Annotated in this window: 23 protein-coding genes, 1 pseudogene and 1 riboswitch; of the genes and pseudogenes, 19 read left to right on the top strand and 5 right to left on the bottom strand. The window is 65.3% G+C overall.

Annotation, left to right across the window (positions count from 1 at the left end; all coding sequences use genetic code 11):
* Positions 1-90 precede the first annotated feature (90 nt).
* On the bottom strand, positions 91-1,002 hold the full coding sequence (locus tag ACNFHO_RS04170) for a LysR family transcriptional regulator (protein WP_416765344.1): 912 nt from the start codon (positions 1,000-1,002) through the stop codon (positions 91-93).
* Positions 1,003-1,121: 119 nt separating this feature from the next.
* Here ACNFHO_RS04170 and ACNFHO_RS04165 point away from each other — a divergent pair, with 119 nt between their 5' ends.
* Positions 1,122-1,976, top strand: a complete 855-nt coding sequence (locus ACNFHO_RS04165) for an NmrA family NAD(P)-binding protein (protein ID WP_416765343.1) — start codon at positions 1,122-1,124, stop codon at positions 1,974-1,976.
* 113 nt (positions 1,977-2,089) lie between these two features.
* On the opposite strand, the gene paaX is transcribed toward ACNFHO_RS04165, so the two are convergent.
* Together paaX and paaY are read right to left on the bottom strand one after the other, a co-directional pair.
* On the bottom strand, positions 2,090-3,013 hold the full coding sequence (gene paaX, locus ACNFHO_RS04160; RefSeq protein WP_196759862.1) for a phenylacetic acid degradation operon negative regulatory protein PaaX: 924 nt from the start codon (positions 3,011-3,013) through the stop codon (positions 2,090-2,092).
* A gap of 77 nt (positions 3,014-3,090) precedes the next feature.
* Positions 3,091-3,690, bottom strand: a complete 600-nt coding sequence (paaY, locus tag ACNFHO_RS04155; protein ID WP_063544942.1) for a phenylacetic acid degradation protein PaaY — start codon at positions 3,688-3,690, stop codon at positions 3,091-3,093.
* 304 nt (positions 3,691-3,994) lie between these two features.
* On the opposite strand from paaY, the gene paaF reads away from it, so the two are divergent.
* The 18 genes and pseudogenes from paaF to ACNFHO_RS04065 all read left to right on the top strand — a co-directional run bounded on the left by paaF (position 3,995) and on the right by ACNFHO_RS04065 (position 22,809).
* Positions 3,995-4,768, top strand: coding sequence for a 2,3-dehydroadipyl-CoA hydratase PaaF (gene paaF / locus ACNFHO_RS04150; protein WP_112898301.1), 774 nt, complete (start codon positions 3,995-3,997; stop codon positions 4,766-4,768).
* A 37-nt stretch (positions 4,769-4,805) separates the two neighbouring features.
* Positions 4,806-5,597: a 2-(1,2-epoxy-1,2-dihydrophenyl)acetyl-CoA isomerase PaaG gene (gene paaG, locus ACNFHO_RS04145; RefSeq protein ID WP_112898302.1), complete on the top strand. Its 792-nt coding sequence runs from the start codon at positions 4,806-4,808 to the stop codon at positions 5,595-5,597.
* Between the two features lies 1 nt (position 5,598).
* Positions 5,599-7,116, top strand: a complete 1,518-nt coding sequence (gene paaH, locus ACNFHO_RS04140) for a 3-hydroxyacyl-CoA dehydrogenase PaaH (protein ID WP_416765340.1) — start codon at positions 5,599-5,601, stop codon at positions 7,114-7,116.
* Positions 7,109-7,564 carry a hydroxyphenylacetyl-CoA thioesterase PaaI gene (gene paaI, locus ACNFHO_RS04135; protein ID WP_054893416.1) on the top strand — a complete coding sequence of 152 codons (456 nt, stop codon included), beginning with the start codon at positions 7,109-7,111 and terminating at the stop codon, positions 7,562-7,564. The genes paaH and paaI overlap by 8 nt, the downstream gene beginning before the upstream one ends.
* A complete protein-coding gene (pcaF, locus tag ACNFHO_RS04130) occupies positions 7,557-8,777 on the top strand; it encodes a 3-oxoadipyl-CoA thiolase (protein ID WP_416765337.1) in 1,221 nt (406 codons plus the stop codon). The genes paaI and pcaF overlap by 8 nt, the downstream gene beginning before the upstream one ends.
* A 111-nt stretch (positions 8,778-8,888) precedes the next feature.
* Positions 8,889-10,208: a phenylacetate--CoA ligase PaaK gene (gene paaK, locus ACNFHO_RS04125; RefSeq protein WP_063544948.1), complete on the top strand. Its 1,320-nt coding sequence runs from the start codon at positions 8,889-8,891 to the stop codon at positions 10,206-10,208.
* A 261-nt stretch (positions 10,209-10,469) separates the two neighbouring features.
* The gene (gene paaA, locus ACNFHO_RS04120) at positions 10,470-11,459 is read left to right on the top strand and encodes a 1,2-phenylacetyl-CoA epoxidase subunit PaaA (protein WP_414155494.1); all 990 of its coding nucleotides are present in this window, start codon (positions 10,470-10,472) and stop codon (positions 11,457-11,459) included.
* A 26-nt stretch (positions 11,460-11,485) separates the two neighbouring features.
* A complete protein-coding gene (paaB, locus tag ACNFHO_RS04115) occupies positions 11,486-11,767 on the top strand; it encodes a 1,2-phenylacetyl-CoA epoxidase subunit PaaB (RefSeq protein WP_004374528.1) in 282 nt (93 codons plus the stop codon).
* Positions 11,768-11,775: 8 nt separating this feature from the next.
* Complete coding sequence (paaC, locus tag ACNFHO_RS04110) at positions 11,776-12,534, top strand: 1,2-phenylacetyl-CoA epoxidase subunit PaaC (RefSeq protein ID WP_112898307.1); 759 nt, start codon at positions 11,776-11,778, stop codon at positions 12,532-12,534.
* On the top strand, positions 12,521-13,054 hold the full coding sequence (gene paaD / locus ACNFHO_RS04105) for a 1,2-phenylacetyl-CoA epoxidase subunit PaaD (protein ID WP_063544950.1): 534 nt from the start codon (positions 12,521-12,523) through the stop codon (positions 13,052-13,054). Before paaC ends, paaD begins: the two co-directional genes overlap by 14 nt.
* Before the next feature lie 15 nt (positions 13,055-13,069).
* Complete coding sequence (gene paaE / locus ACNFHO_RS04100) at positions 13,070-14,146, top strand: 1,2-phenylacetyl-CoA epoxidase subunit PaaE (RefSeq protein WP_063544951.1); 1,077 nt, start codon at positions 13,070-13,072, stop codon at positions 14,144-14,146.
* Positions 14,147-14,433: 287 nt separating this feature from the next.
* Positions 14,434-14,742 (top strand): DUF485 domain-containing protein, encoded by a 309-nt coding sequence (locus ACNFHO_RS04095; RefSeq protein ID WP_416765332.1) that lies wholly within the window; start codon positions 14,434-14,436, stop codon positions 14,740-14,742.
* Positions 14,733-16,301 (top strand): annotated as a pseudogene (locus ACNFHO_RS04090) (cation acetate symporter); the annotation flags it as partial. The gene ACNFHO_RS04095 and the pseudogene ACNFHO_RS04090, both read left to right, overlap by 10 nt.
* A gap of 33 nt (positions 16,302-16,334) precedes the next feature.
* Entirely contained in the window at positions 16,335-17,567 is a 1,233-nt protein-coding gene (locus ACNFHO_RS04085) for an OprD family porin (protein WP_416765330.1), read from the top strand.
* Between the two features lie 24 nt (positions 17,568-17,591).
* Entirely contained in the window at positions 17,592-19,643 is a 2,052-nt protein-coding gene (paaZ, locus tag ACNFHO_RS04080; RefSeq protein WP_416765328.1) for a phenylacetic acid degradation bifunctional protein PaaZ, read from the top strand.
* A gap of 84 nt (positions 19,644-19,727) precedes the next feature.
* Positions 19,728-19,934: riboswitch (cobalamin riboswitch) on the top strand.
* Positions 19,935-20,045: 111 nt separating this feature from the next.
* Positions 20,046-20,822 (top strand): ABC transporter ATP-binding protein, encoded by a 777-nt coding sequence (locus tag ACNFHO_RS04075; RefSeq protein ID WP_416765326.1) that lies wholly within the window; start codon positions 20,046-20,048, stop codon positions 20,820-20,822.
* Positions 20,819-21,787, top strand: a complete 969-nt coding sequence (locus tag ACNFHO_RS04070) for an ABC transporter substrate-binding protein (protein WP_416765324.1) — start codon at positions 20,819-20,821, stop codon at positions 21,785-21,787. Before ACNFHO_RS04075 ends, ACNFHO_RS04070 begins: the two co-directional genes overlap by 4 nt.
* The gene (locus ACNFHO_RS04065; RefSeq protein ID WP_112898311.1) at positions 21,787-22,809 is read left to right on the top strand and encodes a FecCD family ABC transporter permease; all 1,023 of its coding nucleotides are present in this window, start codon (positions 21,787-21,789) and stop codon (positions 22,807-22,809) included. Before ACNFHO_RS04070 ends, ACNFHO_RS04065 begins: the two co-directional genes overlap by 1 nt.
* Positions 22,810-22,937: 128 nt before the next feature.
* On the opposite strand, the gene ACNFHO_RS04060 is transcribed toward ACNFHO_RS04065, so the two are convergent.
* A complete protein-coding gene (locus tag ACNFHO_RS04060) occupies positions 22,938-23,459 on the bottom strand; it encodes an acyloxyacyl hydrolase (RefSeq protein ID WP_054890639.1) in 522 nt (173 codons plus the stop codon).
* 195 nt (positions 23,460-23,654) lie between these two features.
* Entirely contained in the window at positions 23,655-24,551 is an 897-nt protein-coding gene (gene ptrR, locus ACNFHO_RS04055) for a putrescine utilization regulator PtrR (protein ID WP_063544959.1), read from the bottom strand.
* Positions 24,552-24,560: the final 9 nt, after the last annotated feature.

The following is a 24,560-nucleotide window of genomic DNA, read 5'->3' as shown; positions in this document are numbered from 1 at the left end:
TATGCTTGCCACGCATTATGTCCGCCCCCAGGTCCCTCGCCGACAGCACGCAAGCCGACAAGCTCACGCGCACGTAGCTACGCCCTGCCCTCACCCCTGAGGTGCATTGAGCAACTCCAGGACGAAGTCGAGAAATGCGCGAACCTTGGCCGGCGGGTGATGCCGCGAAGGGTACAGTGCATACAGCGGAAAACGCTCGTCCGGCCAGTCATCGAACAGCTCGACCAGGCGCCCCTCCGCCAGCAGCAGCTCGCTACCCAGCGCCATCACCTGCGCAACTCCGTAGCCGGCAAGGCAGGTGCTGTGCAGACTGCCCACATCGTTGACCAGCAATTGCCCGCGCGTGTCCACGGTCAGGCGCTCGGCACCTCGGTGAAACTCCCAGGCAAAAGGCTGACCACTCTGCGGATCGCGGAACTGGATGCAGCGATGTTCGCTGAGGGCCTGCGGCTGTGCCGGGCGGCCAAAACGCTTGAGGTAGGCCGGTGCCGCCACGGTCAGGATACGAGTGTCCAGCAGCTTGCGCGCCACCAGGCTTGACGTGCGGGGCTCGCCGAAACGCACGGCCAAGTCGAAACCTTCGGCGACCATGTCGCCCAGGCGATCGCGAGTGATCAGTTCCAGGTTCAGTTGTGGGTGCGCCTCGAGAAACCCGCCCAGGCGCGGCCCAAGTATCAGACGAGCGAAAAACGGATCGACATTGACCCGCAGCCGCCCCCTGACCACCACTGCCCCCTCGGTCACCGAGCTGGCCGCCTCGTCCAGCGCTGCCAGCAACGGCACCACCTGTTCGTACAGGCGGCGCCCCTCGTCGGTCAGAGTGACCGAGCGTGTGGTGCGGTCAAACAGGCGAATTCCCAGGCGTTTCTCCAGGCGCGCCAACGCCCGGCTGACACCCGGCTGGGACATGTCCATCACCTCGCCTGCAGCGGCAAAGCTGCCACTGTCGACGATGGCGACGAACACACTCATGCCACCGAGGCTGCGCTCATCGAAACTCATATTGATGCCAATCAGTCATTATTGAAATGAGCTTCATGTTATCGATTAATCAATCGACGCACCACAGACTGGCTCCCGAACGCGGCGCTGTGCCGCCTCCCACTCAGGAGTTACATACCATGTACGTTATCACTGGCATCACCGGCCAAGTCGCCAGCGCCCTGGCGCGCAACCTGCTGGCCGCAGGCAAGGAGGTGCGCGCTGTGGTGCGCGATGCCGCCAAGGGCGAAACCTGGCAGGCCCAGGGGTGTAGCGTCGCGGTAGCCGACATGCAGGACCGTGTCGCCCTGACTCGTGCGCTCCAAGGCGCCACCGCTGTGTTCGTGCTGCTGCCGCCGAACTTCGACCCTCGCCCTGATTTCCCCGAAACCCGCGCGATACTCGCCAACCTGCACGCAGCACTGCTGGCCAGCCAACCGGAACGCGTGGTGTGCCTCTCCACCGTTGGCGCACAGGCCAGCCACCCTAACCTGCTGTCGCAGCTGGGTGAAATGGAACATGTGCTGGGGCAGTTGCCCATGCCGGTAACGTTCCTGCGTGCTGCCTGGTTCATGGAGAACAGCCTGTGGGACATCGCCCCCGCACGGGAACATGGCGTCCTGTACAGCTTCCTGCAACCGCTGGACAAGCCGGTGCACATGGTCGCCACGGCCGATGTCGGGCGCGTTGCGGCGCAGTTGCTGCAGGAGCCTTGGGAGGGCGTGCGGGTGGTGGAGCTGACCGGCCCGCAAGCGATCTCCCCGCTGCAGCTCGCTGCCACGCTTGGCCAGGTGCTCGGGCGTGAAGTGAAGGCGCAAGCAGTCCCGCGCGATAGCTGGGAGGCACTATTCCTTGAGCAAGGGATGGAGAATCCGGTACCGCGCATGCAAATGCTCGATGGCTTCAATGCAGGCTGGATCAACTTCGAAGGGGCGCCGCGCCAGGCGCGCACCGATCTGCAGACGGTATTGGCGGGGTTGGTCGAGCGAAGTTGAGCATGACTCCCTGGCTGGCCCGCCCTGCAGGGCTCGCCAGCTTTCAGGGGTGGCCATAGAAGTATGGTCGACCTCAGTCGTCATAACATACCGTGATACGTACCACGTATGTTTCAGCTCAAACCACCAAATCGACGGTAGAAACTCTCGCTGGCATCCGGCAGCGGTCCGTCCGCCGTCTCCAGCATGTCATTGAGCCAGGCTTCAGCCTTGGGCGACACCAGGCGATAGAGGTTGCGGCACAACTGGCGCGCCGCACGGCCCTCCCAGTCGCCGGGCAGCAGTTCATCGGGCAACTGCGGATCGCGCAGCAGCAAACGCCGGTATTCGTGGATCAGCAAGGTGCGCGCCAGGAAGCAATCCTGCGCCTCCAGCGTTTCCTGTTCGCGCAGTGCCTGCCACAGCGGACGGAACAGGCGAATGAACTCGCTGTAATGCTGGCCCAGCTCGTCGATCCCCCAGCTCTCCCTGACCTGCGCGCGCATGGCCTTGGAGGCGAGAATTTCCTGGGCATGGGTCTCGAAGACGATACTGTCTTCCTCGGCCTCCAGCTCGCGCAGGGTCGCCGCCAGATCCGCACGATCAGCACGCGGGCAACCCATCACGTTAGGGGCGATGGCTCCAAAGCCTTGCCACTCCAGCTCTTCACGTACCGACTTGCGCTTGGCAACGTCCAACTGCGAGAGCAGCACCAGCGTCCAGGCGCCGTCCCAGGCTGGCAGGATGGCACTGTAGACCCGTTTGAATGCCTTCTCGAAACGCCGTCGGCCGGTGCCGGTCAGGCTGTAGTAGCTACGGCGACCGACCTTTTCAGCGGTCAGCCAGCCTTCTTTGGTCAGGCGGAAGATCGACGTGCGAATCAGTCGCTCGTTGATGCCGAAGGGCTCCAGCAAACCGATCAGGCTACCCAGCCACACCGTGCCACCGTGGGGCTCGACGGCATCGCCATACAGCGTGATGATCAGCGAGCTGGCGCGGATTGGCGTCTGCTCCTGGAAGCGGGTGATCAGGTGGTTCAGGGGTGCGAGGCTGCTCATGGGGGAACTGGGCGCGGAGAAAGCCCCGACTATACCTTTACCCCGCCCCGCCTGGCCATGGCGCGACACGGCAATGCTCATGCGCCATGCCCCGTCTTCGGCCGCAGGCCGGTATCGCCCATGCGCGGGCGTGCGGGCTCGACCGCACTCAGCGGCGAACACTCCACCATCGACGCCATGCAGCGTCTGGCGAGCGCCTGGTACTCCTGCGTGCCGCGCTGCTTCCAGGCGACTTCCTCATCGCTGAGCGTACGCTTGGCCTGGGCCGGCGAGCCCACCACCAGGCTCTGCGCCTCGCAGGTGAACCCCGCCTTGACGAATGCCGTGGCCGCCACGATGCAGCGTGGCGCGATGTGCGCACCATCCATCACCACCGCATTCATGCCCACAAGCGCATCCGCCCCTACTCGGCACCCGTGCAGCACCGCGCCATGCCCAACATGACCGTTGCGCTCGATGACCGTGTCACCGCCCGGAAAGCCATGCATCACGCAGGTGTCCTGCAGATTGGCACCCTCCTCCAGGACGATGCGCCCAAAGTCGCCCCGCAACGCAGCGAGAGGCCCGACATAACAGCCGGGGCCGACGATCACATCGCCGATCAGGACGGCACTGGGGTGGACGTAGGCGGTGGGATGGACCACTGGGGTCAAGCCGTCGAGGCGATAGCAGGGCATGGGAGTGACTCAATGTGATTCATGATGTTCACGGATCATGTATCACTTCAAATAGATCAGTCAATTTTGAAATTGCTGTATCGCTTTCTTGAATCGTCCCTCTCATCGACTGGTTGCTCGGAACCTATGTGCACAAGGGGTTTCAGCGATCCCGTCGATCAGTAGTCAAGATTTAGATACATCATGTTAATTTTGATGTTGATATTTCGTATCGCTTTGCGCCTATACTTGCGCCACCACTGCAACCGACTCCAAGAACTGGCCGGCCTTGACCGGCGCCAAACGTGCAGCCTGAGGTACCACCATGCCAAGCAACCTCGTTGTGCAGGCCCAGGCGGACGGTGTCCGCCTGATCACCCTGCACCGCCCGCAAGCCCTCAACGCCCTGAATACCGAGCTTCTGGCAGAGCTCGCCGACGAACTCGACGCTGCCGCCCATGACGAGCACACCCGTGCGGTGGTCATCACCGGCAATCGCAAGGCCTTTGCTGCAGGCGCGGACATCAACGAGATGGCCGAGCGCGACCTGGTCGGCATCCTCAACGATCCCCGTGTCGCCCACTGGCAGCGCATCGCGGCCTTTCCCAAGCCTCTGATCGCCGCCGTCAACGGCTTCGCCCTCGGCGGCGGCTGCGAGTTGGTGATGTGCGCCGATATCGTTATCGCCGGGTCCGACGCACGCTTCGGCCAGCCAGAGATCAACCTCGGCATCATTCCCGGCGCCGGTGGCACCCAGCGCCTGCTTCGCGCAGTCGGCAAGCCACTGGCGATGCAGCTGGTGCTCACAGGCGAAACCCTCGATGCCCGCCATGCCCTGCAGGCCGGGCTGATCAGCGAAATGACCCAGCCCGAATTGACCGTTGAACGCGCCCTGCAGGTGGCGCGCAGCATCGCGCAAAAGGCGCCCCTGGCCGTGCGCCTGGCCAAAGAGGCGCTACTCAAGGCCCAGGATACCGACCTGGCCAGCGGCCTGCGCTTCGAGCGACATGCCTTCACCCTGCTGGCCGGCACGGCCGACCGCGACGAGGGCATCCGCGCTTTCCAGGAAAAACGCCCGGCCAGCTTCATCGGCCGCTGACCCACCCGATTCCACCGACTGACGGAGCGCGCTTGCCATGAGCTTCCAGCACATCCTGTTTTCCATCGAGGACGGCATCGCCCTCCTCTCGCTCAACCGCCCCGAGCAACTCAACAGCTTCAACACCGCCATGCACCAGGAGGTGCGCGAGGCTCTCAAGCAGGTACGCCAGAGCGAACAGGTGCGGGTCCTGCTGCTGACCGGCGAAGGCCGCGGTTTCTGCGCCGGCCAGGACCTCTCCGACCGCAACGTTGCGCCCGGTGCCGAGCGGCCCGACCTGGGCCTTTCGATCGAGCAGTTCTACAACCCGCTGATCCGTAGCCTGCGCGACTTGCCGATGCCGGTGATCTGTGCGGTCAACGGCGTGGCTGCCGGCGCCGGGGCCAATATTCCCCTGGCTTGCGACCTGGTGCTGGCCGCCCGCTCAGCCAGCTTCATCCAGGCGTTCTGCCGCATCGGGCTGATCCCGGACTCTGGCGGCACCTGGCTGCTGCCACGCCTAGTCGGCATGGCCCGCGCGAAAGCCCTGGCCATGCTGGGCGAGCGCCTGAGCGCCGAACAGGCCGAGCAATGGGGGCTGATTCACCGCGTGGTCGACGACGCCGAGTTGCGCGACGAAGCACTGCGCCTGGCCCGACACCTGGCCGCTCAACCCACCTATGGCCTTGCGCTGATCAAGCGCAGCCTCAACGCAAGCTTCGACAACAGTTTCGACCAGCAGCTGACGCTTGAGCGCGACCTGCAACGTCTGGCCGGGCGCAGCGACGACTACCGCGAAGGCGTCAGCGCCTTCATGGAAAAGCGTACGCCCGTGTTCAAGGGGTGCTGAGATGAGTGCCCTGCACATTGAAGCTCAGGTTGCGGTGATCGGCGCTGGCGCCATGGGGGCCGGCATTGCCCAGGTTGCAGCCCAGGCCGGGCATGCGGTCCGGCTTTATGACAATCGCCCGGGCGCCGCAGCGCAGGCCATCGACGGCATCGCCCGGCAATTGGCGCGCCTGGTGGACAAAGGCAAGCTGAACGCCTGCGAGCGCGAGTCGACCGTCGCCCGCCTGCAGCCTGCCGAGTCGCTCGAGGCCCTGGCCGATGCGACGCTGGTGATCGAGGCGATCGTGGAAGACCTCGATATCAAGCAGCAACTGCTGCGCCAGCTTGAAGCCCTCTGCGCTGAAACCTGTATCCTCGCCAGCAATACGTCGTCGTTGTCGATTACCCGCCTGGCAGAGGGGCTGGCCCGACCCGAGCGCGTGATCGGCATGCATTTCTTCAATCCTGCCCCCTTGATGGCGTTGGTCGAGGTCGTGTCGGGGCTTGCGACCGAACCGGCGGTGGCCGATACGCTGTACGACACCGCCAAGGCCTGGGGCAAGCAGCCCGTGCATGCACGCTCCACCCCCGGTTTCATCGTCAACCGCGTGGCCCGTCCGTTCTATGCCGAGAGCCTGCGCCTGCTGCAGGAAGGTGCCGCCGATTGCGCCAGCCTCGATGCGCTGTTGCGCGAGGCTGGCGGGTTCCGCATGGGCGCGTTCGAACTCACCGATCTGATCGGCCATGACGTCAACTACGCCGTCACCTGTTCGGTGTTCGACGCCTATTACGGGGATTTGCGCTTCCAGCCCTCGCAGGTACAAAAGGAACTGGTGGCCGCCGGGCGCCTGGGGCGCAAGAGCGGCCAAGGTTTCTACGACTACCGCGAAGGCGCCGAACGCCCGCAGCCTGCCGAATTGCGCAGCTCTGCCGAAGCTACACGCTGCGTGGTCGAGGGCGACCTCGGTGTCATGCAGCCGCTGCTGCAGCGCCTGAACGCCAGCGGCGTCGAACTGACCCAACGCGCCGGCCAGGGCTTGTTGCGCATTGGTGATGCCACCCTGGCCCTGTCCGACGGTCGCCTGGCCAGCCAGCGCGCCCGCGACGACGGCCTGCAGAACCTGGTCCTGATCGACCTTGCCCTGGATTACAGCAGCGCGACACGCATCGCGATTACCTGGGCCAGGAACACCACGATCGAAGCCCGCGATCAGGTTGTCGCGCTGCTCCAGCGTGCCGGTTTCAACGTCAGCGCCCTGGCCGACCTGCCGGGCCTGGCCGTGCTGCGCACGGTGGCCATGCTCGCCAACGAAGCCGCCGATGCGGTGCTGCAAGGTGTCGCCTCGGCGGCCGACATCGACCTGGCCATGTGCGCCGGGGTCAATTATCCGTTGGGGCCGCTGGCCTGGGCCGAACGCATCGGCCTTGCCCACACGTTGCACACCCTCGAACACCTGCAGCAGGCCTACGGCGAAGAACGCTATCGCCCTTCCCTGCTGCTGCGCCGCACCCATGCCGAAGGAGGCCGCCTGCATGACTGACACACCTCGCACGCCCGAAGCGCTGGCCCGCGCCTGTGCCGACGCCATGTACGCCCGTGACCGGGCCACTCAAGGCATGGGCATCGAACTGCTCGAGGCCGGCCCCGGCAGCGCTGCCGTGCGCATGACCGTACGCGCCGACATGATCCAGGGCCACGGCACCTGCCACGGCGGCTTTCTCTTCGCCCTGGCCGATTCGGCGTTCGCCTTTGCCTGCAACAGCCACGACGAGGCCACTGTGGCCCTAGGCTGCAGCATCGATTATGTGGCCCCGGCGCTGCTCGGCGACCAGTTGACCGCCACCGCCCACGAGCTGGTGCGCAAGGGCCGCACTGGCCTCTACGACGTTCGCCTGGAAAACCAGCGTGGCGAGCTGGTGGCGCTGTTCCATGGCAAGTCCTACAAGTTGCGCGGCAGCGTGCTGACGCAGGAGACGCAAGATGACTGAACCGACCCTCAACGACGCCCTGATCATCGACGCCGTGCGCACGCCCATCGGCCGCTACGGCGGCGCCCTGAGCAGCGTGCGTGCCGACGACCTGGCGGCGATCCCGATCAAGGCCTTGATCGCCCGCCACCCGACACTGGACTGGCAGGCCATCGACGATGTGATCCTCGGCTGTGCCAACCAGGCCGGCGAAGACAATCGCAACGTTGCGCATATGGCCACGCTGCTGGCCGGGCTGCCTGTCGAGGTGCCGGGCACCACCCTCAACCGCCTGTGCGGCTCCGGCCTGGACGCCATCGGCAACGCCGCCCGCGCCCTGCGCTGTGGCGAGGCCGGGCTGATGCTGGCCGGCGGCGCCGAATCCATGTCCCGCGCGCCGTTCGTCATCGGCAAGGCCGAACAGGCCTTCGGCCGCAGTGCGGAACTGTTCGACACCACCATCGGCTGGCGCTTCGTCAATCCCCTGATGAAAGCCCAATACGGCATCGACTCGATGCCCGAGACCGCCGAGAACGTCGCCGAGCAGTTCGGCATCTCGCGCGCCGACCAGGATGCCTTTGCCTTGCGCAGCCAGCACAAGGCCGCTGCCGCCCAGGCCAATGGCCGCCTGGCGCGGGAAATCGTCCCGGTCGAGATCGCCCAGCGCAAGGGCCCGCCCAAGCTGGTCGAGCAAGACGAACACCCGCGCGGCGACACCACCCTGGAGCAGCTGGCGCGCCTTGGCACGCCGTTTCGCGAAGGTGGCAGCGTCACTGCCGGCAACGCGTCGGGGGTCAACGACGGTGCGTGCGCACTGTTGCTGGCCAGCAGCAGCGCAGCCCGCCGCCACGGCCTGAAGCCCCGCGGGCGAATCGTCGGCATGGCCGCAGCAGGTGTCGAGCCACGCATCATGGGCATCGGCCCGGTGCCTGCGACGCGCAAGGTGCTGGAGCTGACCGGTCTTGCCCTGGCCGACATGGACGTGATCGAGCTCAACGAAGCTTTCGCGGCCCAAGGGCTGGCAGTGCTGCGCGAGCTGGGTGTTGCCGACGACGATCCACGGGTCAACCCCAACGGTGGCGCCATCGCCCTGGGGCATCCGCTGGGCATGAGCGGCGCTCGGCTGGTCACCACCGCGCTGCATGAGCTGGAACTGACCGGCGGCCGCTACGCGCTGTGCACCATGTGCATCGGCGTCGGCCAGGGCATCGCCATGGTGATCGAACGCCTTTGAGGCACTTCGACCAACGGACCGCGACCCACGCTGCAACGGGCAGTATGCTGCCCACCATGACACTCACGGCCCCTCGACGGGCCGGCGTACAAGAACAACTCGAGTGAAGCCATGAACATGTACCACGATGCCGAACGCGCCCTGCTTGACCCCATGGAAACTGCCAGTGTCGATGCGCTGCGCCAGCACCAGCTCGAACGTCTGCGCTGGAGCCTGCGCCACGCCTACGACAAGGTGGCACTGTACCGTCAGCGCTTCGACGCCTGCGGCGCCCACCCGGACGACCTGAAGTCGCTCGAAGACCTGTCGCGCTTCCCCTTCACCGGCAAGAGCGACCTGCGCGACAACTACCCCTACGGCATGTTTGCCGTCCCCCAGGAAGAAGTGGTACGCCTGCACGCCTCCAGCGGCACCACGGGCAAGCCAACGGTGGTCGGGTATACCCAGAACGACATCAACACCTGGGCCAACGTGGTCGCCCGTTCGATCCGCGCCGCAGGCGGACGCAAGGGCGACAAGGTGCATGTTTCCTATGGCTACGGCCTGTTCACCGGTGGCCTGGGCGCTCACTATGGCGCCGAGCGCCTGGGCTGCACGGTGATCCCCATGTCCGGCGGTCAGACCGAGAAGCAGGTGCAACTGATCCGCGACTTCCAGCCCGACATCATCATGGTCACGCCCTCGTACATGCTCAACCTGGCCGATGAGATCGAGCGCCAGGGCATCGACCCCAACGACCTCAAGCTGCGCCTGGGCATCTTCGGTGCCGAGCCCTGGACCGACGAGCTGCGCCGCTCCATCGAGCAACGCCTGGGCATCAACGCCCTGGACATCTATGGCCTGTCGGAAATCATGGGGCCAGGCGTGGCCATGGAGTGCATCGAGACCAAGGACGGCCCGACCATCTGGGAAGACCATTTCTACCCCGAGATCATCGACCCGGTGTCAGGCGAGGTCCTGCCGGACGGGCAGCTGGGCGAGCTGGTGTTCACCTCGCTGAGCAAGGAGGCGCTGCCGATGGTGCGCTACCGCACCCGCGACCTGACCCGTCTGCTGCCCGGCACGGCACGGCCGATGCGGCGCATTGGCAAGATCACCGGGCGCAGCGACGACATGCTGATCATCCGCGGGGTCAACGTGTTCCCTACGCAGATCGAAGAGCAGGTGCTGAAAATAAAACAGCTTTCCGAGCTTTACGAGATCCATCTGTATCGCAATGGCAATCTCGACAGCGTGGAAGTGCACGTGGAGTTGCGCGCCGACAGCCAGTACCTGGACGACGCTACGCGCAAGGCGCTTGTGGGTGAGCTGAGCAAGCAGATCAAGACCTACATCGGCATCAGCACGCAGATTCGCCTGCAGCCCTGCGGAACGCTGAAGCGCTCAGAGGGCAAGGCTTGCCACGTCTACGACAAACGGTTGGCCAGCTGACTTTCGATTCGGCTGCCTCTTTCTGCCCCGGCCTGGTCCGGGGCTTTTTTTGCGCCGGATTTGCCGGCCCTATCGCGGGACGAGCCCGCTCCCACAGGCGGCTCGCTGATCTTGGAGTCAGTGGGAGCGGGCTCGTCCCGCGATAGGGGCGCAACGTGATATACAATTTTATCTGATACATGATTTTATGTTTGATGTTAGATCACGTATCGCTTATAAAAGACTCCATACCCCAACCACCCCTGCGGCGGGAGTCCGAACATGTACGCACAGCTAGTCGAAACCGGCGTCAAACGTGTCAAGTCACTGGAAGAGATGTCGCCCGAAGAGCGCCACTTCCAGGAGAAGATCGACGCCGAGATCAAGATCGAACCGAAAAACTGGATGCCAGAGGCCTATCGCCAGACCCTGATCCGGCAGATCTCCCAGCACGCCCATTCGGAAATCGTCGGCATGCTTCCCGAGGGCAACTGGGTCACCCGCGCGCCGAGCCTCAAGCGCAAGCTGCAGTTGATGGCCAAGATCCAGGACGAAGCCGGCCATGGCCTGTACCTGTACAGCGCCATGGAAACCCTCGGCGCCGACCGCGACGAAGAGATCGCCAAGCTGCACAGCGGCAAGGCCAAGTACTCGAGCATCTTCAACTACCCGACCCTAAGCTGGGCCGACATGGGCGCGGTGGGCTGGCTGGTCGACGGCGCGGCGATCGTCAACCAGGTGGTACTGCAACGCACCTCCTACGGCCCCTACGCGCGCGCGATGATCCGTATCTGCAAGGAAGAAAGTTTTCATCAGCGCCAGGGCTACGAGCTGCTGCTGACCATGATGCGCCACGGCACCCAGGCGCAGAAGGACATGGTCCAGGATGCAATCAATCGCCTGTGGTGGCCGTCGCTGATGATGTTCGGCCCCAGCGACGAACACTCCCCCAACAGCGCCCAGTCGATGGCCTGGAAGATCAAGCGCCAGACCAACGACGAACTCCGCCAGCGCTTCATCGACCAGACCGTGCCGCAGCTCGAGCTGCTCGGTTGCACCGCCCCGGACCCGGAACTGAAGTGGAACGCCGACCGCGGTCACTACGACTTCGGTGAAATCCAGTGGGACGAATTCTACGAAGTGATCAAGGGCAACGGCCCCTGCAACCAGGAGCGGGTCGCCACCCGTCGCCAGGCCATCGAAGACGGGGCCTGGGTACGCGAGGCCGCCGTGGCCTATGCGCGCAAGCAACAGAACAAGAACGCCGCCTGAAGCGGCGACCGATGCGGAGATCGAACATGTCTGTCTGGACCCTCTACGAAGTATTCGTGCGCAGCAAGCACGGCCTGAACCACAAGCACGTGGGCAGCGTGCATGCCGCCGACGCGGCCATGGCCATCGAGAACGCCCGTGAGCTGTACACCCGGCGCAGCGAAGGCGTGAGCCTGTGGGTGGTGCCTTCGGCGCTGATCACCGCCTCCTCGCCTGATGAAAAAGACCCGCTGTTCGCCCCTTCGGACGACAAGGTCTACCGCCATGCCAGCTTCTACGAGCTGCCTGACGAAGTCGGACACATGTGAGGCCCGCCATGCACAACGACGATCTGATCCCCTACCTCTTGCTGCTCGGCGACAGCGCCCTGGTCCAGGGCCAGCGCCTGTGCCAATGGTGTGGCCACGCCCCGGCACTGGAAGAAGAGCTGGCACTGATGAATGTCGGCCTCGACCTGGTCGGCCAAGCGCGCAACTGGCTGGAGTACGCCGCCGAACTGCTCGACGACGGCCGCGATGCCGACGCCCTGGCGTTTTGCCGCGACGAACGGGCCTTCCACAACCTGCTGCTGGTCGAGCAACCCAACGGCGACTTTGCCGTGACCATGACCAAGCAGTTCCTCTACGACGCCTGGCACCTGGCGATGCTCCAAGGCCTGTGCGCCTCCAGCGATCCGCGCATCGCCGGCATCGCGGCCAAAGCGCTCAAGGAGGTCACCTATCACCTGCGCCGCTCCGGTGAGTGGGTGCAGCGCCTGGGCGGCGGCACCGACGAAAGCCGTCGCCGCATGGTCGCGGCAATCCCGGCACTGTGGCGTTTCACCGTGGAGCTGAGCCAGGGCAGTGAAAGCGAGACGCGCCTGGCCGCCGCGGGTATTGCCGCTGACCCGACGCAAGTAGGGCAAGCCTGGCTCGCCCAGGTCAGTGCCATCTTCGCCTCGGTCGAGCTCCCGCAACCCACGCCCGCCAGTCATTTCTACCTGAGCGGTCGCAAGGGCTTGCACACCGAACACCTGGGCCTGCTGCTGGCCGAGATGCAGTTCCTGCCACGGGCCTACCCCGATGCGATCTGGTGAGCTGATCGCTGGCGACCGGGGCGCCCGCAGCCTGCGCGAGGGCGACCTGGCGCGGGCCTGGGCGGTGCTGGAGCAGGTCATGGACCCGGAAGTGCCGGTGGTCAGCGTGGTAGACCTGGGAATCGTGCGCGACCTGGACTGGCGCGCCGGCCATCTGCACCTGGTGGTGACCCCCACCTACTCCGGCTGCCCGGCCACCGAGGTGATCGAGGGCGACATCCGCCAGGCCCTGGAACAGGCCGGTTTTGCCCAGCCAGCGCTGGAACGCCGCCTGACCCCGGCCTGGAGCAGCGACTGGATCAGCGATCAAGGCCGCGAACGCTTGCGGGTCTATGGCATCGCCCCGCCCCAGGGCAATGCCAGCAAGCGCAGCCTGCTCGGCGAAGCCCCCAAGGTGTGCTGTCCGCAATGCGGCAGCGCCCACACCGAACTGCTCAGCCAGTTCGGTTCCACGGCCTGCAAGGCGCTTTATCGCTGCCGCGAGTGCCTGGAGCCGTTCGACTATTTCAAATGTATTTGAGCCGTGGAGACGACTATGAGCCAGTTTCACAGCCTGACCATCAAGCAAGTGCGTCACGAGACACGCGACGCCGTGTCCATCGCCTTCGACGTGCCCGCCCATCTGCAGGACGCGTTCCGCTTCACCCAGGGCCAGTACCTGGTGATGCGCACCTTTCTCGACGATGAGGAAGTGCGCCGCTCCTATTCGATTTGCAGTGCCGTGCAGGACGGCGAGCTGCGCGTGGCGGTCAAGCGCGTGCCGGGCGGGCGCTTCTCGGCATTCGCCAACGATGTGCTCGCGGTCGGCCAGCAACTGGACGTGATGCCGCCCAGCGGCAGCTTCTTCGTTCCACTGCAAACCGAGCGCCATGGCCATTACCTGGGGGTCGCCGCCGGCAGCGGTATCACCCCGATCCTGTCGATCATCGCCACCACCCTGGCCTGCGAGCCCAACAGTCGCTTCACCCTGCTGTACGGCAACCGCGCCAGCAACAGCGCACTGTTTCGCGATCGCCTGGAAGACCTGAAGAACCGTTACCTGGACCGCCTGAACCTGATTTTCGTGTTCAGCCGCGAACAGCAGGATGTCGACCTGTACAACGGCCGAATCGATGCTGACAAGTGCGGCCAGTTGTTCTCTCGCTGGCTCGACGTGCAAGCCCTCGATGCCGCCTTCATCTGCGGGCCGCAGGCGATGACCGAAACCGTGCGCGCCAGCCTAGAAGACAACGGCATGCCGCGCGAACGCATCCATTTCGAGCTGTTTGCCGCCGCTGGCAACGAGGCTAGGCGCGAAGCCCGCGAGGCTCAGCGCCAGCTGGACTCGGCGCTGAGCCATATCACCGTGATCAGCGATGGCCGTGCCCTGGCCTTCGACCTGCCGCGCAACAGCCAGAACATTCTCGATGCCGGCAACGCCATTGGCGCCGAGCTGCCCTATTCGTGCAAGGCCGGCGTGTGCTCGACCTGCAAGTGCCGGGTGATCGAGGGCGAGGTGGAAATGGACAGCAACCATGCGCTGGAGGATTACGAGGTGGCGGCGGGGTATGTGCTGTCGTGCCAGACGTATCCGCTGAGCGACCGCGTGGTGCTGGATTTCGATCAACTTTGAGACCGCGGCGCCCTCATCGCCGGACAAGCCCGCTCCCACAGGGATTGGCTGGACTTTAAAGGGACAAGCTTGCTCCCACAGGGACTGGGCTGGACTTTAAAGGGACAAGCCTGCTCCCGCAGGGATTGGGCTGGACTTCAAATTTTGAGCAAGACCGTTGCTCCCACAAGACCCATGGTCACTGCTGTACCTGTGGGAGCGGGCTCGTCCCGCGATGAGGCCGCCAGCAACCCTGCAACACCCTGCGTGACCTGAAAAAACAATTACAAGACAGAGGACCGCTTCCCATGACACCCGAGCACATCGACTCCATCAGCAAGCACCCCGACTTCCAGCAACTGATCCGCCGCAAGCGCCGCCTCAACGGCAGCCTCACCCTGACCATGCTTGCCGCCTACTACGGCTTCGTGCTGCTGGTGGCCTTCGCACCCGGCTTGCTCGGCCAGCCGCTCAATGGCGGCGTCACCAGCGTCGGCATGCTGGTGGGTGTGCTGATGGTGCTGCTGTCGTTCGCCCTGACCGGCATCTACATGCACCGCGCCAACCGCGTCATCGATCCACTCAACGATAAGGTTCGCCAGGAGTGCGCGCAATGAACTGGACTGCCATCTCGATGTTCATGGTGTTCGTCTGCTTCACCCTGCTGGTGACCCGCTGGGCCGCGGCCCGCACCCGCTCGACCAGTGACTTCTACACCGCAGGCGGTGGCCTCACTGGGATGCAGAATGGCCTGGCGATCGCCGGGGACATGATCAGCGCTGCGTCCTTCCTCGGCATCTCGGCGATGATGTTCATGAACGGCTACGACGGCCTGCTCTATGCCCTGGGCGTACTCGCCGGCTGGCCGATCATCCTGTTCCTGATTGCCGAGCGACTGCGCAACCTGGGCAAGTACACCTTCGCCGACGTGGTTTCCTACCGCCTGGCACAGGCCCCGGTACGCCTGAGCGCCGCGTTCGGCACGCTGACCGTCGCGCTGTTGTACCTGGTGGCGCAGATGGTCGGCGCCGGCAAGCTGATCGAGTTGCTGTTCGGTATCAGCTACCTCTACGCCGTCACCCTGGTGGGCGTACTGATGGTGCTGTACGTGACCTTCGGCGGCATGCTCGCCACCACCTGGGTGCAGATCATCAAGGCGGTGATGCTGTTGTCGGGCACCACCTTCATGGCGTTCATGGTGCTCAAGCATTTCGGCTTCAGCACCGAGGCAATGTTCGCCAGCGCCGTGGCGGTGCATGCCAAGGGCCAGGCGATCATGGCTCCCGGGGCACTGCTGTCCAATCCCATCGACGCCATCTCGCTGGGGCTGGGCATGATGTTCGGCACCGCCGGACTGCCGCACATCCTCATGCGGTTCTTCACCGTCAGTGACGCCAAGGAAGCACGCAAGAGTGTGTTCTACGCCACGGGTTTCATCGGCTACTTCTACCTGCTGCTGATCGTCATCGGTTTCGGCGCCATCGTCATGGTGGGGACCGAGCCGGCCTACCGCGACGCCAGCGGCGCGATCATCGGCGGCGGCAACATGGTTGCCGTGCACCTGGCCCAGGCCGTGGGGGGCAACCTGTTCCTGGGCTTCATCTCGGCAGTGGCCTTCGCCACGATTCTTGCCGTGGTCGCAGGCCTGGCGCTGTCCGGTGCCTCGGCGATCTCCCACGACCTCTATGCCTGCGTCGTGCGCAAGGGCCAGGCCAGCGAGCAGGAAGAAATGCGCATGTCGCGTATCGCCACCCTGCTGATCGGCCTGCTCGCGGTGCTGTTGGGGTTGCTGTTCGAATCGCAGAACATCGCCTTCCTCTCGGGCCTGGTGCTGGCCATTGCCGCCTCGGTCAACTTCCCGGTGCTGCTGCTCTCGATGTTCTGGAAAGGCCTGACCACCCGCGGCGCGGTAGCCGGCAGCATGGCTGGGCTGGTCTCGGCCATCGTGCTGGTGGTGCTGGGCCCGGCGGTGTGGGTCAACGTGCTGCACAACGAGCGCGCGCTGTTCCCCTACAGCAACCCGGCGCTGTTCTCCATGAGCCTGGCCTTCCTCGGTGCCTGGGCCTTCTCGGTCACCGACAGCTCGCAACGGGCCAGCGAAGAGCGTGGTCGCTACCTGGGCCAGTTCATTCGCTCCATGACCGGGATCGGCGCTGCCGGCGCCAGCAAGCACTGAACCCTTGAACCTCGAATGTCGGATATAACAACAATGAACCACACTCGTCTCAAGTCGGCCGCCTGGCTGGCCACCCTCGCCCTGCCCTTGCCGGCCATGGCGGATTTCATCGCTGACAGCCACGCCCGCGTCGAGCTGCGCAACCACTACATCAACCGCGACTTCCGCCAGTCCAACGCGCCGCAAGCCAAGGCCGAGGAATGGGCCCAGGGTTTCACCGCGCGCTTCGAATCGGGCTTCAGCGAAGGCCCCATAGGCCTGGGCGTGGACGCCATGGGGCAACTGGGGATCAAGCTCGACTCCAGTCGCGACCGGCGCAACACCGGCCTGCTGCCCTTCGGCCCGCACAGCCTGGAGCCGGTGGACGACTACAGCGAGCTGGGGCTGACCGGCAAGCTGCGCATATCGAAGAGCACCCTGCGCCTGGGCACCCTGCAGCCAATTCTGCCGGTGGTGGTGTACAACGACACCCGCCTGCTGTCATCGACCTTCCAGGGTGGCCTGCTGACCAGCCAGGAGATCGAGGGCCTGACCGTCAACGCCGGACGGCTGACCAAGGCCAACCTGCGCGACTCATCCGGGCGCGACGACATCGGCTACGGCGCGGCCAGCAGCGACCACTTCGACTTCGGCGGCGGCAGTTACGCGATCACCCCGCAGACCAGCGTCAGCTATTACTACGCCAAGCTCGACGAGATCTATCGCCAGCAATACCTGGGGCTGTTGCACACCCAGCCGCTGGGCGAAGGGATGAGCCTGCGCAGCGACTTGCGCTACTTCGACAGCCGCGGCGACGGCGCCGAACGCGCAGGCCGCATCGACAACCGCAACTTCAACGCCATGTTCACCCTGGGCGTGAAGGCCCACAAGTTCACCGCCACCTGGCAGCAGATGTCCGGCGACAGCGCGTTTCCGTTTCTCAACGGTGGCGACCCCTACACGGTCAACCTGGTCACCTACAACACCTTCACCCGCGCAGGTCTCGACTCCTGGCAAGTGCGCTACGACTACGACTTCGTCGCGATGGGCATTCCGGGCCTGAGCTTCATGACTCGCTACACCGACGGTCGCCACGCCGAAACCGCGACCCTCAGCAATGGCCGCGAACGCGAGCGCGACACCGACATCACCTACGTCATCCAGAGCGGCCCGTTCAAGGACGTCAGCCTGCGCTGGCGCAACGTCACCTTCCGTTCCGGCAATGGCCTGACCAACGCCGTGGACGAGAACCGCCTGATCATCGGCTACACCCTGGCGCTGTGGTAACCGCGCCCCTCAAAGGAGAACAGCATGTCTGAAGCCCACACCCTGCAGAGCTTCATCGCCGGTCGCTGGATCGGCCAGCACGGCGCCCAGGCCCTGCGCAGCGCCCTCGATGGGCAGGTCCTGGCCTATAGCCATGAGGAACGCCCGGACTTCGCCGAAGCGCTGGACTTCGGCCGCCGCCAGGGCCTTGGCGGGCTCATGGCCCTGGACTTTCAACAGCGCGCCGTCCGCCTGAAGGCCCTGGCGCTGTACCTGGCCGAGCGCAAGGAACAGCTCTACGCCCTCTCCCACCACAGCGGCGCGACCCGTGCCGACAGCTGGATCGACATCGAAGGCGGCAATGCCACGCTGTTTTCCTACTCCGGCATCGGCACCCGCGAGTTGCCGTCGGGCAACCTGCTGCACGAAGGCCCGGCGATCCCGCTGGGCAAGCAAGGGCGCTTTGCCGGCAGCCATATCCTGGTGCCGCGAGCAGGCGTGGCGGTGCACATCAATGCCTTCAACTTCCCGATCTGGGGCATGCTGGAGAAGTTCGCACCGACTTTCCTCGCCGGCATGCCGTGCATCGTCAAGCCTGCGACCTCTACCAGCTACCTGACCGAAGCGGTGGTGCGCCTGATCGACGAATCAGGCCTGCTGCCGCCCGGCAGCCTGCAATTGGTGATCGGCAGCACCGGCGATTTGCTCGAGCGCCTGCAGGGCCAGGACCTGGTGACCTTCACCGGCTCCGCCGACACCGCAGCCAAGCTGCGCATGACACCGAACCTGGTGCGCAACTCAGTGCCCTTCACCGCTGAGGCCGACTCGCTGAACTGCGCCATCCTCGGGCCGGACGTAACCCCCGACGACGAGGAGTTCGACCTGTACGTCAAGGAAGTGGTGCGCGAGATGACCACCAAGGCAGGCCAGAAGTGCACGGCCATTCGCCGGGCCATCGTGCCGGCCAGGCACCTGGATGCCGTCGCCACCCGCCTGCGCGAGCGCCTGGCCAAGGTGGTGGTGGGCGATCCTTCGGTCGAAGGCGTGCGCATGGGCGCGCTGGCCTCCCATGACCAGCAGCGTGACGTCGGTGAGCGCGTGCGCAGCCTGCTGCAAAGCTGCGACCAGCTGTTCGGCGCCGACGACGGCTTCTCGCCGGTGGGCGAAGGTGTAACCGAAGGTGCGTTCTTTGCCCCGACCCTGCTGCACGCACGCGACCCACACGCCGAAGGCGGCGCCCACGATATCGAGGCGTTCGGCCCGGTCAGCACTTTGATGGCCTACGAGGACCTGGACGAAGCCCTGGTCCTGGCCGCGCGTGGCAAGGGCAGCCTGGTGGCGACCCTGGTGACCCGCGACCGCGCCATCGCCGCCAAGGCCATTCCCGCGGCCGCCGCCTGGCACGGACGTTTGCTGGTGCTCGATCGCGAGGCCGCGCCGGAGTCCACCGGGCACGGCTCGCCGCTGCCACAGCTCAAGCACGGCGGCCCCGGGCGTGCGGGGGGCGGCGAAGAGCTCGGCGGCCTGCGGGCGGTCAAGCACTACCTGCAGCGTGCCGCGATCCAGGGCTCGCCAAGCATGCTGGCGGCGGTGACCGGCGAGCACGTGCGCGGCGCCGAAGTGATCGAGACCGAGGTGCACCCGTTCCGTCGCTACTTCGATGAACTGCGCATCGGCGAATCGCTGCTGACTCACCGACGTACCGTCACCGAGGCGGACCTGGTGAACTTCGGCTGCCTGTCGGGCGACCACTTCTACATGCATTTCGACGAAATCGCCGCCAAGCAGTCGCAGTTCGGCAAGCGCATCGCCCATGGCTACTTCGTGCTGTCAGCGGCGGCCGGGCTGTTCGTGTCGCCAGGTGAAGGGCCGGTATTGGCCAACTACGGGCTGGACACCCTGCGCTTCATCAACCCGGTGGGGATCGGTGACACGATCCAGGCGCGCCTGACCTGCAAGCGCAAGATCGACCAGGGCAAGACCAGCCCGTTGGGGCAGCCGCAAGGGGTGGTGGCCTGGGATGTGGAGGTGACCAACCAGCTCGGTGAACTGGTGGCCAGTTACGACATCCTGACGCTGGTGCTCAAGCGCAGCTGATCATTGCCGGCCTGAACGTGTCGGCCCTGGCGCGGGCGCCCCCCCGCGACAGGGCCGGTTGACTCCCCACCCCATAAATGCTCAGATGCGCCCCTTGTTTCAGGTGTCCCCTGCCGCCGAGCCGGGGATTAAACGGGAAGCCGGTGCCTCGCCCATGCGAGCAGTCCGGCGCTGCCCCCGCAACGGTAAGCGAGCGATGCATTCGATACACCACTGTGCCAACGGCATGGGAAGGTGAATGCCTCATGCCCCTCGCAAGCCCGGAGACCGGCCTGTCACAGCAGTTGGCAACTCCCGCGGTGGGCGGGCGCAGGCCGGTTCTCGCGGCTGCCGCACGCCCGCGACAGCTGCGCGCACCTCCACCGTTCGGGTTTCACTCACCCTGCGACGGTTGGTTCATCCATGTCATGCCCTACCCTGCATATCCAAGGCCTGCACTGGTCACCGCACAGCGGTGGGCAGCCGCTGCTGGAGGGCATCGACCTGCAGATCGGCGCCGGTGAATTCGTCGGCCTGATCGGCCCCAACGGCAGCGGCAAGACCAGCCTGCTGCGCTGCGCCTACCGCTTCAATCGCCCCTGCGCAGGCCAGGTGCACCTCGATGGCGAGGATATCTGGCAGCGCAACCCACGCTGGGTCGCCCAGCGCATCGCGGTGATGCTGCAGGAGTTCCCTGAAGACTTCGGCTTGAGTGTGCGTGACGTCGTTGCCATGGGCCGTACCCCGCACCTGGGCTGGTTCGACGGTGATGGCGACGCGAGTCTGATCGACGACACCCTGGCCAGGCTCGACCTGCTGCCGCGCGCCCTCGATGCCTTCATCTGCCTGTCGGGCGGTGAAAAACAGCGCGTGCTGCTGGCCCGAGCGCTGGTCCAGCAACCTCGGCTGCTGATCCTCGACGAGCCGACCAATCACCTCGACCCACGCTTCCAGCTGGCGCTACTTCAGCAATTGCGCAACACCGGCCTGAGCCTGCTGGCCAGCTTCCACGATCTGAACCTGGCCGCCGCCTTCTGCGATCGGCTGTACGTGATCGATGCCGGGCGCATCGTCGTCCACGGCACGCCAGGGCAGGTACTCACCGAGCAATGCCTGGCGGAGGTATTTGGCGTACAGGCACTGGTCGACCGCCACCCGCTGGCCTCCCATCCACGCATTACCTGGATCAGCCCCGCATGAAATCGCTGCTCACCAGCCTGGCCCTGCTGGCCGCCCTGCCGCTGGCCGCCGAGGCCGACAACTATCCACTGACCGTACGCAGTTGCGAACGCGACGTCACCTTCACCCATGCGCCGCAGCATGCCGTCAGCCACGATATCAATCTCACCGGCATGCTTCTGGCCCTCGGCCTGCGCGACCACATGGCCGGCTACAGCGGTATCAGCGGCTGGAAAACCCTCGACCCAAGCCTGCGCGAAGCACTGCAAGGGCTGCCAGAGCTGGCGCCGCGCTACGTGTCGGTAGAAAACCTGCTCGATGCCAACGCCGACTTCTTCCTCGCCGGCTGGAGCTACGGCATGCGAATCGGCGGGCCGGTCACCCCACAGACCCTCGCGCCCTTCGATATCCCGGTGTACGAACTGAGCGAGTCGTGTTCCTGGATCATGCCGCAACGCCAGGCCAGCCTCGACGACCTCTACCGCGACCTCGACAACCTTGGCCGCATCTTCGATGTGCGCGAGCGCGCTACCGCGCTGGTCAACCAGTTGCGCCAACGCGTCGAGCGCGTCGCAGCGCAGATGGCCGAGGTCAGGCAACGGCCGCGCGTATTCCTCTATGACAGCGGCGAAGACCGCCCCACTACCTCCGGGCGCCTCGGGATGCCGCAGGCGCTGATCAGCGCTGCGGGGGGCGATAACGTCATGAGCGATGTCGCCGCCAGCTGGACCCAGGTGAACTGGGAAAGCGTGGTGGAACGCGATCCGCAGGTGATCGTCATCGTCGACTACGGGCCCACCAGTTGGCAGCAGAAACGCGACTTCCTTCTACAGCACCCGGCGCTGGGCAGTGTCGAGGCGATCCGCAAGCAGCGCTTCGTGGTGCTGTCGTACCTGGAGGTGACACCGTCGGTGGAGAACGCCCAGGCCATCGAGACCCTGGCCACGGCCTTGCATCCGCAGCCGTTCGCCGAGGCCCGCCGCTGATGCCGATTCGCAGCCCTGCGGGCTATCGCCTGCTGATCGTTTCGCTGCTGCTGGCCTTGCTGCTGTCGTGCCTGCTGTCACTGGGGTTCGGCTCGGCGCAGGTCGAACTGGGCAAGGTCGTCGGCATTGTTTTGCAGCAGGTGGGGCTGGAGCAAGGCGGCGACTGGAGCCGCGGCCAGGCGCAGATCATCTGGCAGATCCGCGCGCCGCGCGTGCTGCTGGGAGCGCTGGTCGGTGCAGGGTTGGCACTGGTCGGCGGCGCCCTGCAGGCAGTGACCCGCAACCCTCTGGCCGACCCGCACCTGCTGGGTGTCAGCTCCGGGGCGGTGTTCGGCGCAGTGCTGGTGGTGCTGTTTCTCGGCCCGTTCGCCGGTGCCTTCAGCCTGCCCCTGGCCGCGTTCATCGGCGCGTTGGGCAGCATGCTGCTGGTGCTCGGCGTGGCCAGTCGTGGTGGGCGCCTGGAAAGCGATCGCCTGCTGCTGGCCGGGGTGGCGGTGTCGTTCGTGGTGATGGCCGCCGCCAACCTGCTGCTCTACACCGGCGACCCGCATGCCGCCGCCTCGGTGATGTTCTGGATGCTCGGCGGCCTGGGCCTGGCGCAGTGGTCGCTGTTGTGGCTGCCGGCGGTTTGCGTGCTGGCCGGCTTCGTGCTGTTGATGAGCCTGGCGCGGGCGCTGAACGCGCTGATGAGTGGTGAGCAGACTGCTGTCAGTCTGGGCTTCGACACCCGGCGCGTGCGGGCCAAGGTGTTCGTCGGCACGGCGTTGCTGACCGGTGTGCTGGTGTCACTGTCGGGCGCCATCGGTTTCGTCGGCCTGATGCTGCCCCACGTCGCTCGCCGCCTGGTGGGTGCCGAGCATCGCCGGCTGCTGCCGGCCTGTGCCTTGCTCGGGGCGCTGTTCATGATCTGGGTCGATGTCGGCGCACGCACGCTGATCGCCCCGCAGGATCTGCCGATCGGCATCGCCACGGCAGCCATCGGCGGGCTGTTCTTCATCCTCTTGCTGCGACGCAAGACCTGAGATGAACGAGACCTGCGTACTGCTCGCCAGCCCTGGCAGAGGGCTCGTCAAGCCACGCCTTTGGCCAGGGCTAGCATGGCGCGGCGTGATGCACCGTCGGACCGATACCGACGGTGCACAGGCAGCGCTTAGAAGCCGGCGCTGTAGAACAGCGCGTACGACTCGATGCCGTCGTTCGGCTGCTTGATGCCGGCGTTGGAGTAATGCGTGGCGCGAATGCCGATCTTCTGCTGACCCGGCAGCTTCAGGCCGAAGCCGATGCGGTCTTCGAAGTTGACCGACGAGCCCAGCTTCTGATCACCGACGTCGGTCTTGGAGAAGGCGGCCAGGCCGATACCGGCCTCGATGAACGGGACGTAGCCCGAATCGCCGAACTCATAGACGAATACCGGGCTGAACGACAGGGAGTGCGCGCCGCTGTAGTCGCCACCCTCCCAGTAGGTGTAGGCGCCATCCCAATAACCGGTCAGGTGACCGGTGCTGCTCTGCAGCCATTTCTTGTCCCAGTCGAACGACAGGCCGATGCGATAGGTCATGTCGCCCTGGCTGGTGGCGCCCACGGCACCGGAGATTTGCGCGGCCTGGGCCAGGTTGGCACCGGCCAGAGCCAGTACTGCGGCGGCCAGCGAGGTGGCAAGACGGGTTTTCATCAATGACTACTCCAGAAGGTCTTCACGGGCAGGTGCCCTGGTGGGTCGTGCCTGCAGCAAGTGGAGGCTTGGCCTCTCGTTCTTCACTTGCGCCCCAGGCCATCCCACCTGGGGTCACAAGTAGTAATACTTTTCTGATTATCATCAGCCGCGATAAAAGATGAAAGTCATTTGCCACTATTGCCTAAGAAAAAGTCAGAAAGTGTCTGTTTTGTCGCCCTGCATCCCTTCCCCGGCCTGCTCCTCCAGCAGGCGAATGAACATGCTCAGGCTGCGTGACACCGTACCGCGACGCCACACCAGCCAGGTCTTGAGGTAACGGAAATCCTCGGACAACGGCCAGGCGCTGACCGTACTGGCGCCGGGCATGCTGTCGAGCATGCTGCGGGGCATCAGTGCCAGGCCTGCACCGGCGCTGACACAGGCGAGCATGCCGTGGTACGACTCCATCTCGTGGATCTTGCCCGGGACGGCCTTGTCCTTGACGAACCAGCTCTCGAAATGATGCCGGTACGAGCAGTTGGCACGGAAGGCGTAGATGCTTTCGCCGTTGACATCCTGGGCGCGGCTGACCGGGGCGTGGTTCAAGGGTGCGATGACCATCATCTCCTCCTCGAACACCGGCATGCCCTCAAGGGTTGGATGCAGCACCGGGCCGTCGACGAAGGCTGCCACCAGCCGCCCGGACAGCACCCCTTCGAGCATGGTCCCCGACGGGCCAGTGGAGAGGTCCAGATCGACCTTCGGATAACGCTGGTTATAAGCCGCCAGCACCGTAGGAATGCGCACCGCTGCGGTGCTCTCCAGCGAGCCGAGGGCAAAGGTGCCTTGCGGGTCTTCGCCGGCCACGGTCGAGCGCGCCTCCTGCACCAGTTCCAGGATGCGCCGGGTGTACTCCAGGAAGTTCCAGCCCGCCGGAGACAGGCGCAGGCGACTCTTCTCGCGGATGAACAGCTCCACCCCCAGGTCTTCTTCGAGCTGCTTGATACGGGTGGTCAGGTTCGACGGCACCCGATGGATGTGTTGGGCGGCAGCGCTGATGCTGCCGTGTTCGGCCACGGCCTTGAACATCTCCAGTTGCACCAGGTCCACAGCCTTTCT

This window comes from Pseudomonas sp. NY15374, from assembly GCF_048068255.1.
GTDB lineage: Bacteria > Pseudomonadota > Gammaproteobacteria > Pseudomonadales > Pseudomonadaceae > Aquipseudomonas > Aquipseudomonas machongensis.
This window is presented reverse-complemented; position numbering and strand designations above follow the sequence as displayed.

Excerpts from the sequence above, each read along its gene's own strand:
- paaC (WP_112898307.1), top strand. The coding sequence starts at position 11,776 with ATGCACAACGACGATCTGATCCCCTACCTCTTGCTGCTCGGCGACAGC.
- paaH (WP_416765340.1), top strand. The coding sequence starts at position 5,599 with ATGAGTGCCCTGCACATTGAAGCTCAGGTTGCGGTGATCGGCGCTGGC.
- ACNFHO_RS04165 (WP_416765343.1), top strand. The coding sequence starts at position 1,122 with ATGTACGTTATCACTGGCATCACCGGCCAAGTCGCCAGCGCCCTGGCG.
- paaY (WP_063544942.1), bottom strand. The coding sequence starts at position 3,690 with ATGCCCTGCTATCGCCTCGACGGCTTGACCCCAGTGGTCCATCCCACC.
- paaF (WP_112898301.1), top strand. The coding sequence starts at position 3,995 with ATGCCAAGCAACCTCGTTGTGCAGGCCCAGGCGGACGGTGTCCGCCTG.
- ACNFHO_RS04075 (WP_416765326.1), top strand. The coding sequence starts at position 20,046 with ATGTCATGCCCTACCCTGCATATCCAAGGCCTGCACTGGTCACCGCAC.
- ACNFHO_RS04065 (WP_112898311.1), top strand. The coding sequence starts at position 21,787 with ATGCCGATTCGCAGCCCTGCGGGCTATCGCCTGCTGATCGTTTCGCTG.
- paaA (WP_414155494.1), top strand. The coding sequence starts at position 10,470 with ATGTACGCACAGCTAGTCGAAACCGGCGTCAAACGTGTCAAGTCACTG.
- paaZ (WP_416765328.1), top strand. The coding sequence starts at position 17,592 with ATGTCTGAAGCCCACACCCTGCAGAGCTTCATCGCCGGTCGCTGGATC.
- paaK (WP_063544948.1), top strand. The coding sequence starts at position 8,889 with ATGAACATGTACCACGATGCCGAACGCGCCCTGCTTGACCCCATGGAA.
- ACNFHO_RS04070 (WP_416765324.1), top strand. The coding sequence starts at position 20,819 with ATGAAATCGCTGCTCACCAGCCTGGCCCTGCTGGCCGCCCTGCCGCTG.
- ACNFHO_RS04170 (WP_416765344.1), bottom strand. The coding sequence starts at position 1,002 with ATGAGTTTCGATGAGCGCAGCCTCGGTGGCATGAGTGTGTTCGTCGCC.
- pcaF (WP_416765337.1), top strand. The coding sequence starts at position 7,557 with ATGACTGAACCGACCCTCAACGACGCCCTGATCATCGACGCCGTGCGC.
- ACNFHO_RS04085 (WP_416765330.1), top strand. The coding sequence starts at position 16,335 with ATGAACCACACTCGTCTCAAGTCGGCCGCCTGGCTGGCCACCCTCGCC.
- ACNFHO_RS04095 (WP_416765332.1), top strand. The coding sequence starts at position 14,434 with ATGACACCCGAGCACATCGACTCCATCAGCAAGCACCCCGACTTCCAG.
- paaI (WP_054893416.1), top strand. The coding sequence starts at position 7,109 with ATGACTGACACACCTCGCACGCCCGAAGCGCTGGCCCGCGCCTGTGCC.
- paaG (WP_112898302.1), top strand. The coding sequence starts at position 4,806 with ATGAGCTTCCAGCACATCCTGTTTTCCATCGAGGACGGCATCGCCCTC.
- paaD (WP_063544950.1), top strand. The coding sequence starts at position 12,521 with ATGCGATCTGGTGAGCTGATCGCTGGCGACCGGGGCGCCCGCAGCCTG.
- paaB (WP_004374528.1), top strand. The coding sequence starts at position 11,486 with ATGTCTGTCTGGACCCTCTACGAAGTATTCGTGCGCAGCAAGCACGGC.
- ACNFHO_RS04060 (WP_054890639.1), bottom strand. The coding sequence starts at position 23,459 with ATGAAAACCCGTCTTGCCACCTCGCTGGCCGCCGCAGTACTGGCTCTG.
- paaX (WP_196759862.1), bottom strand. The coding sequence starts at position 3,013 with ATGAGCAGCCTCGCACCCCTGAACCACCTGATCACCCGCTTCCAGGAG.
- paaE (WP_063544951.1), top strand. The coding sequence starts at position 13,070 with ATGAGCCAGTTTCACAGCCTGACCATCAAGCAAGTGCGTCACGAGACA.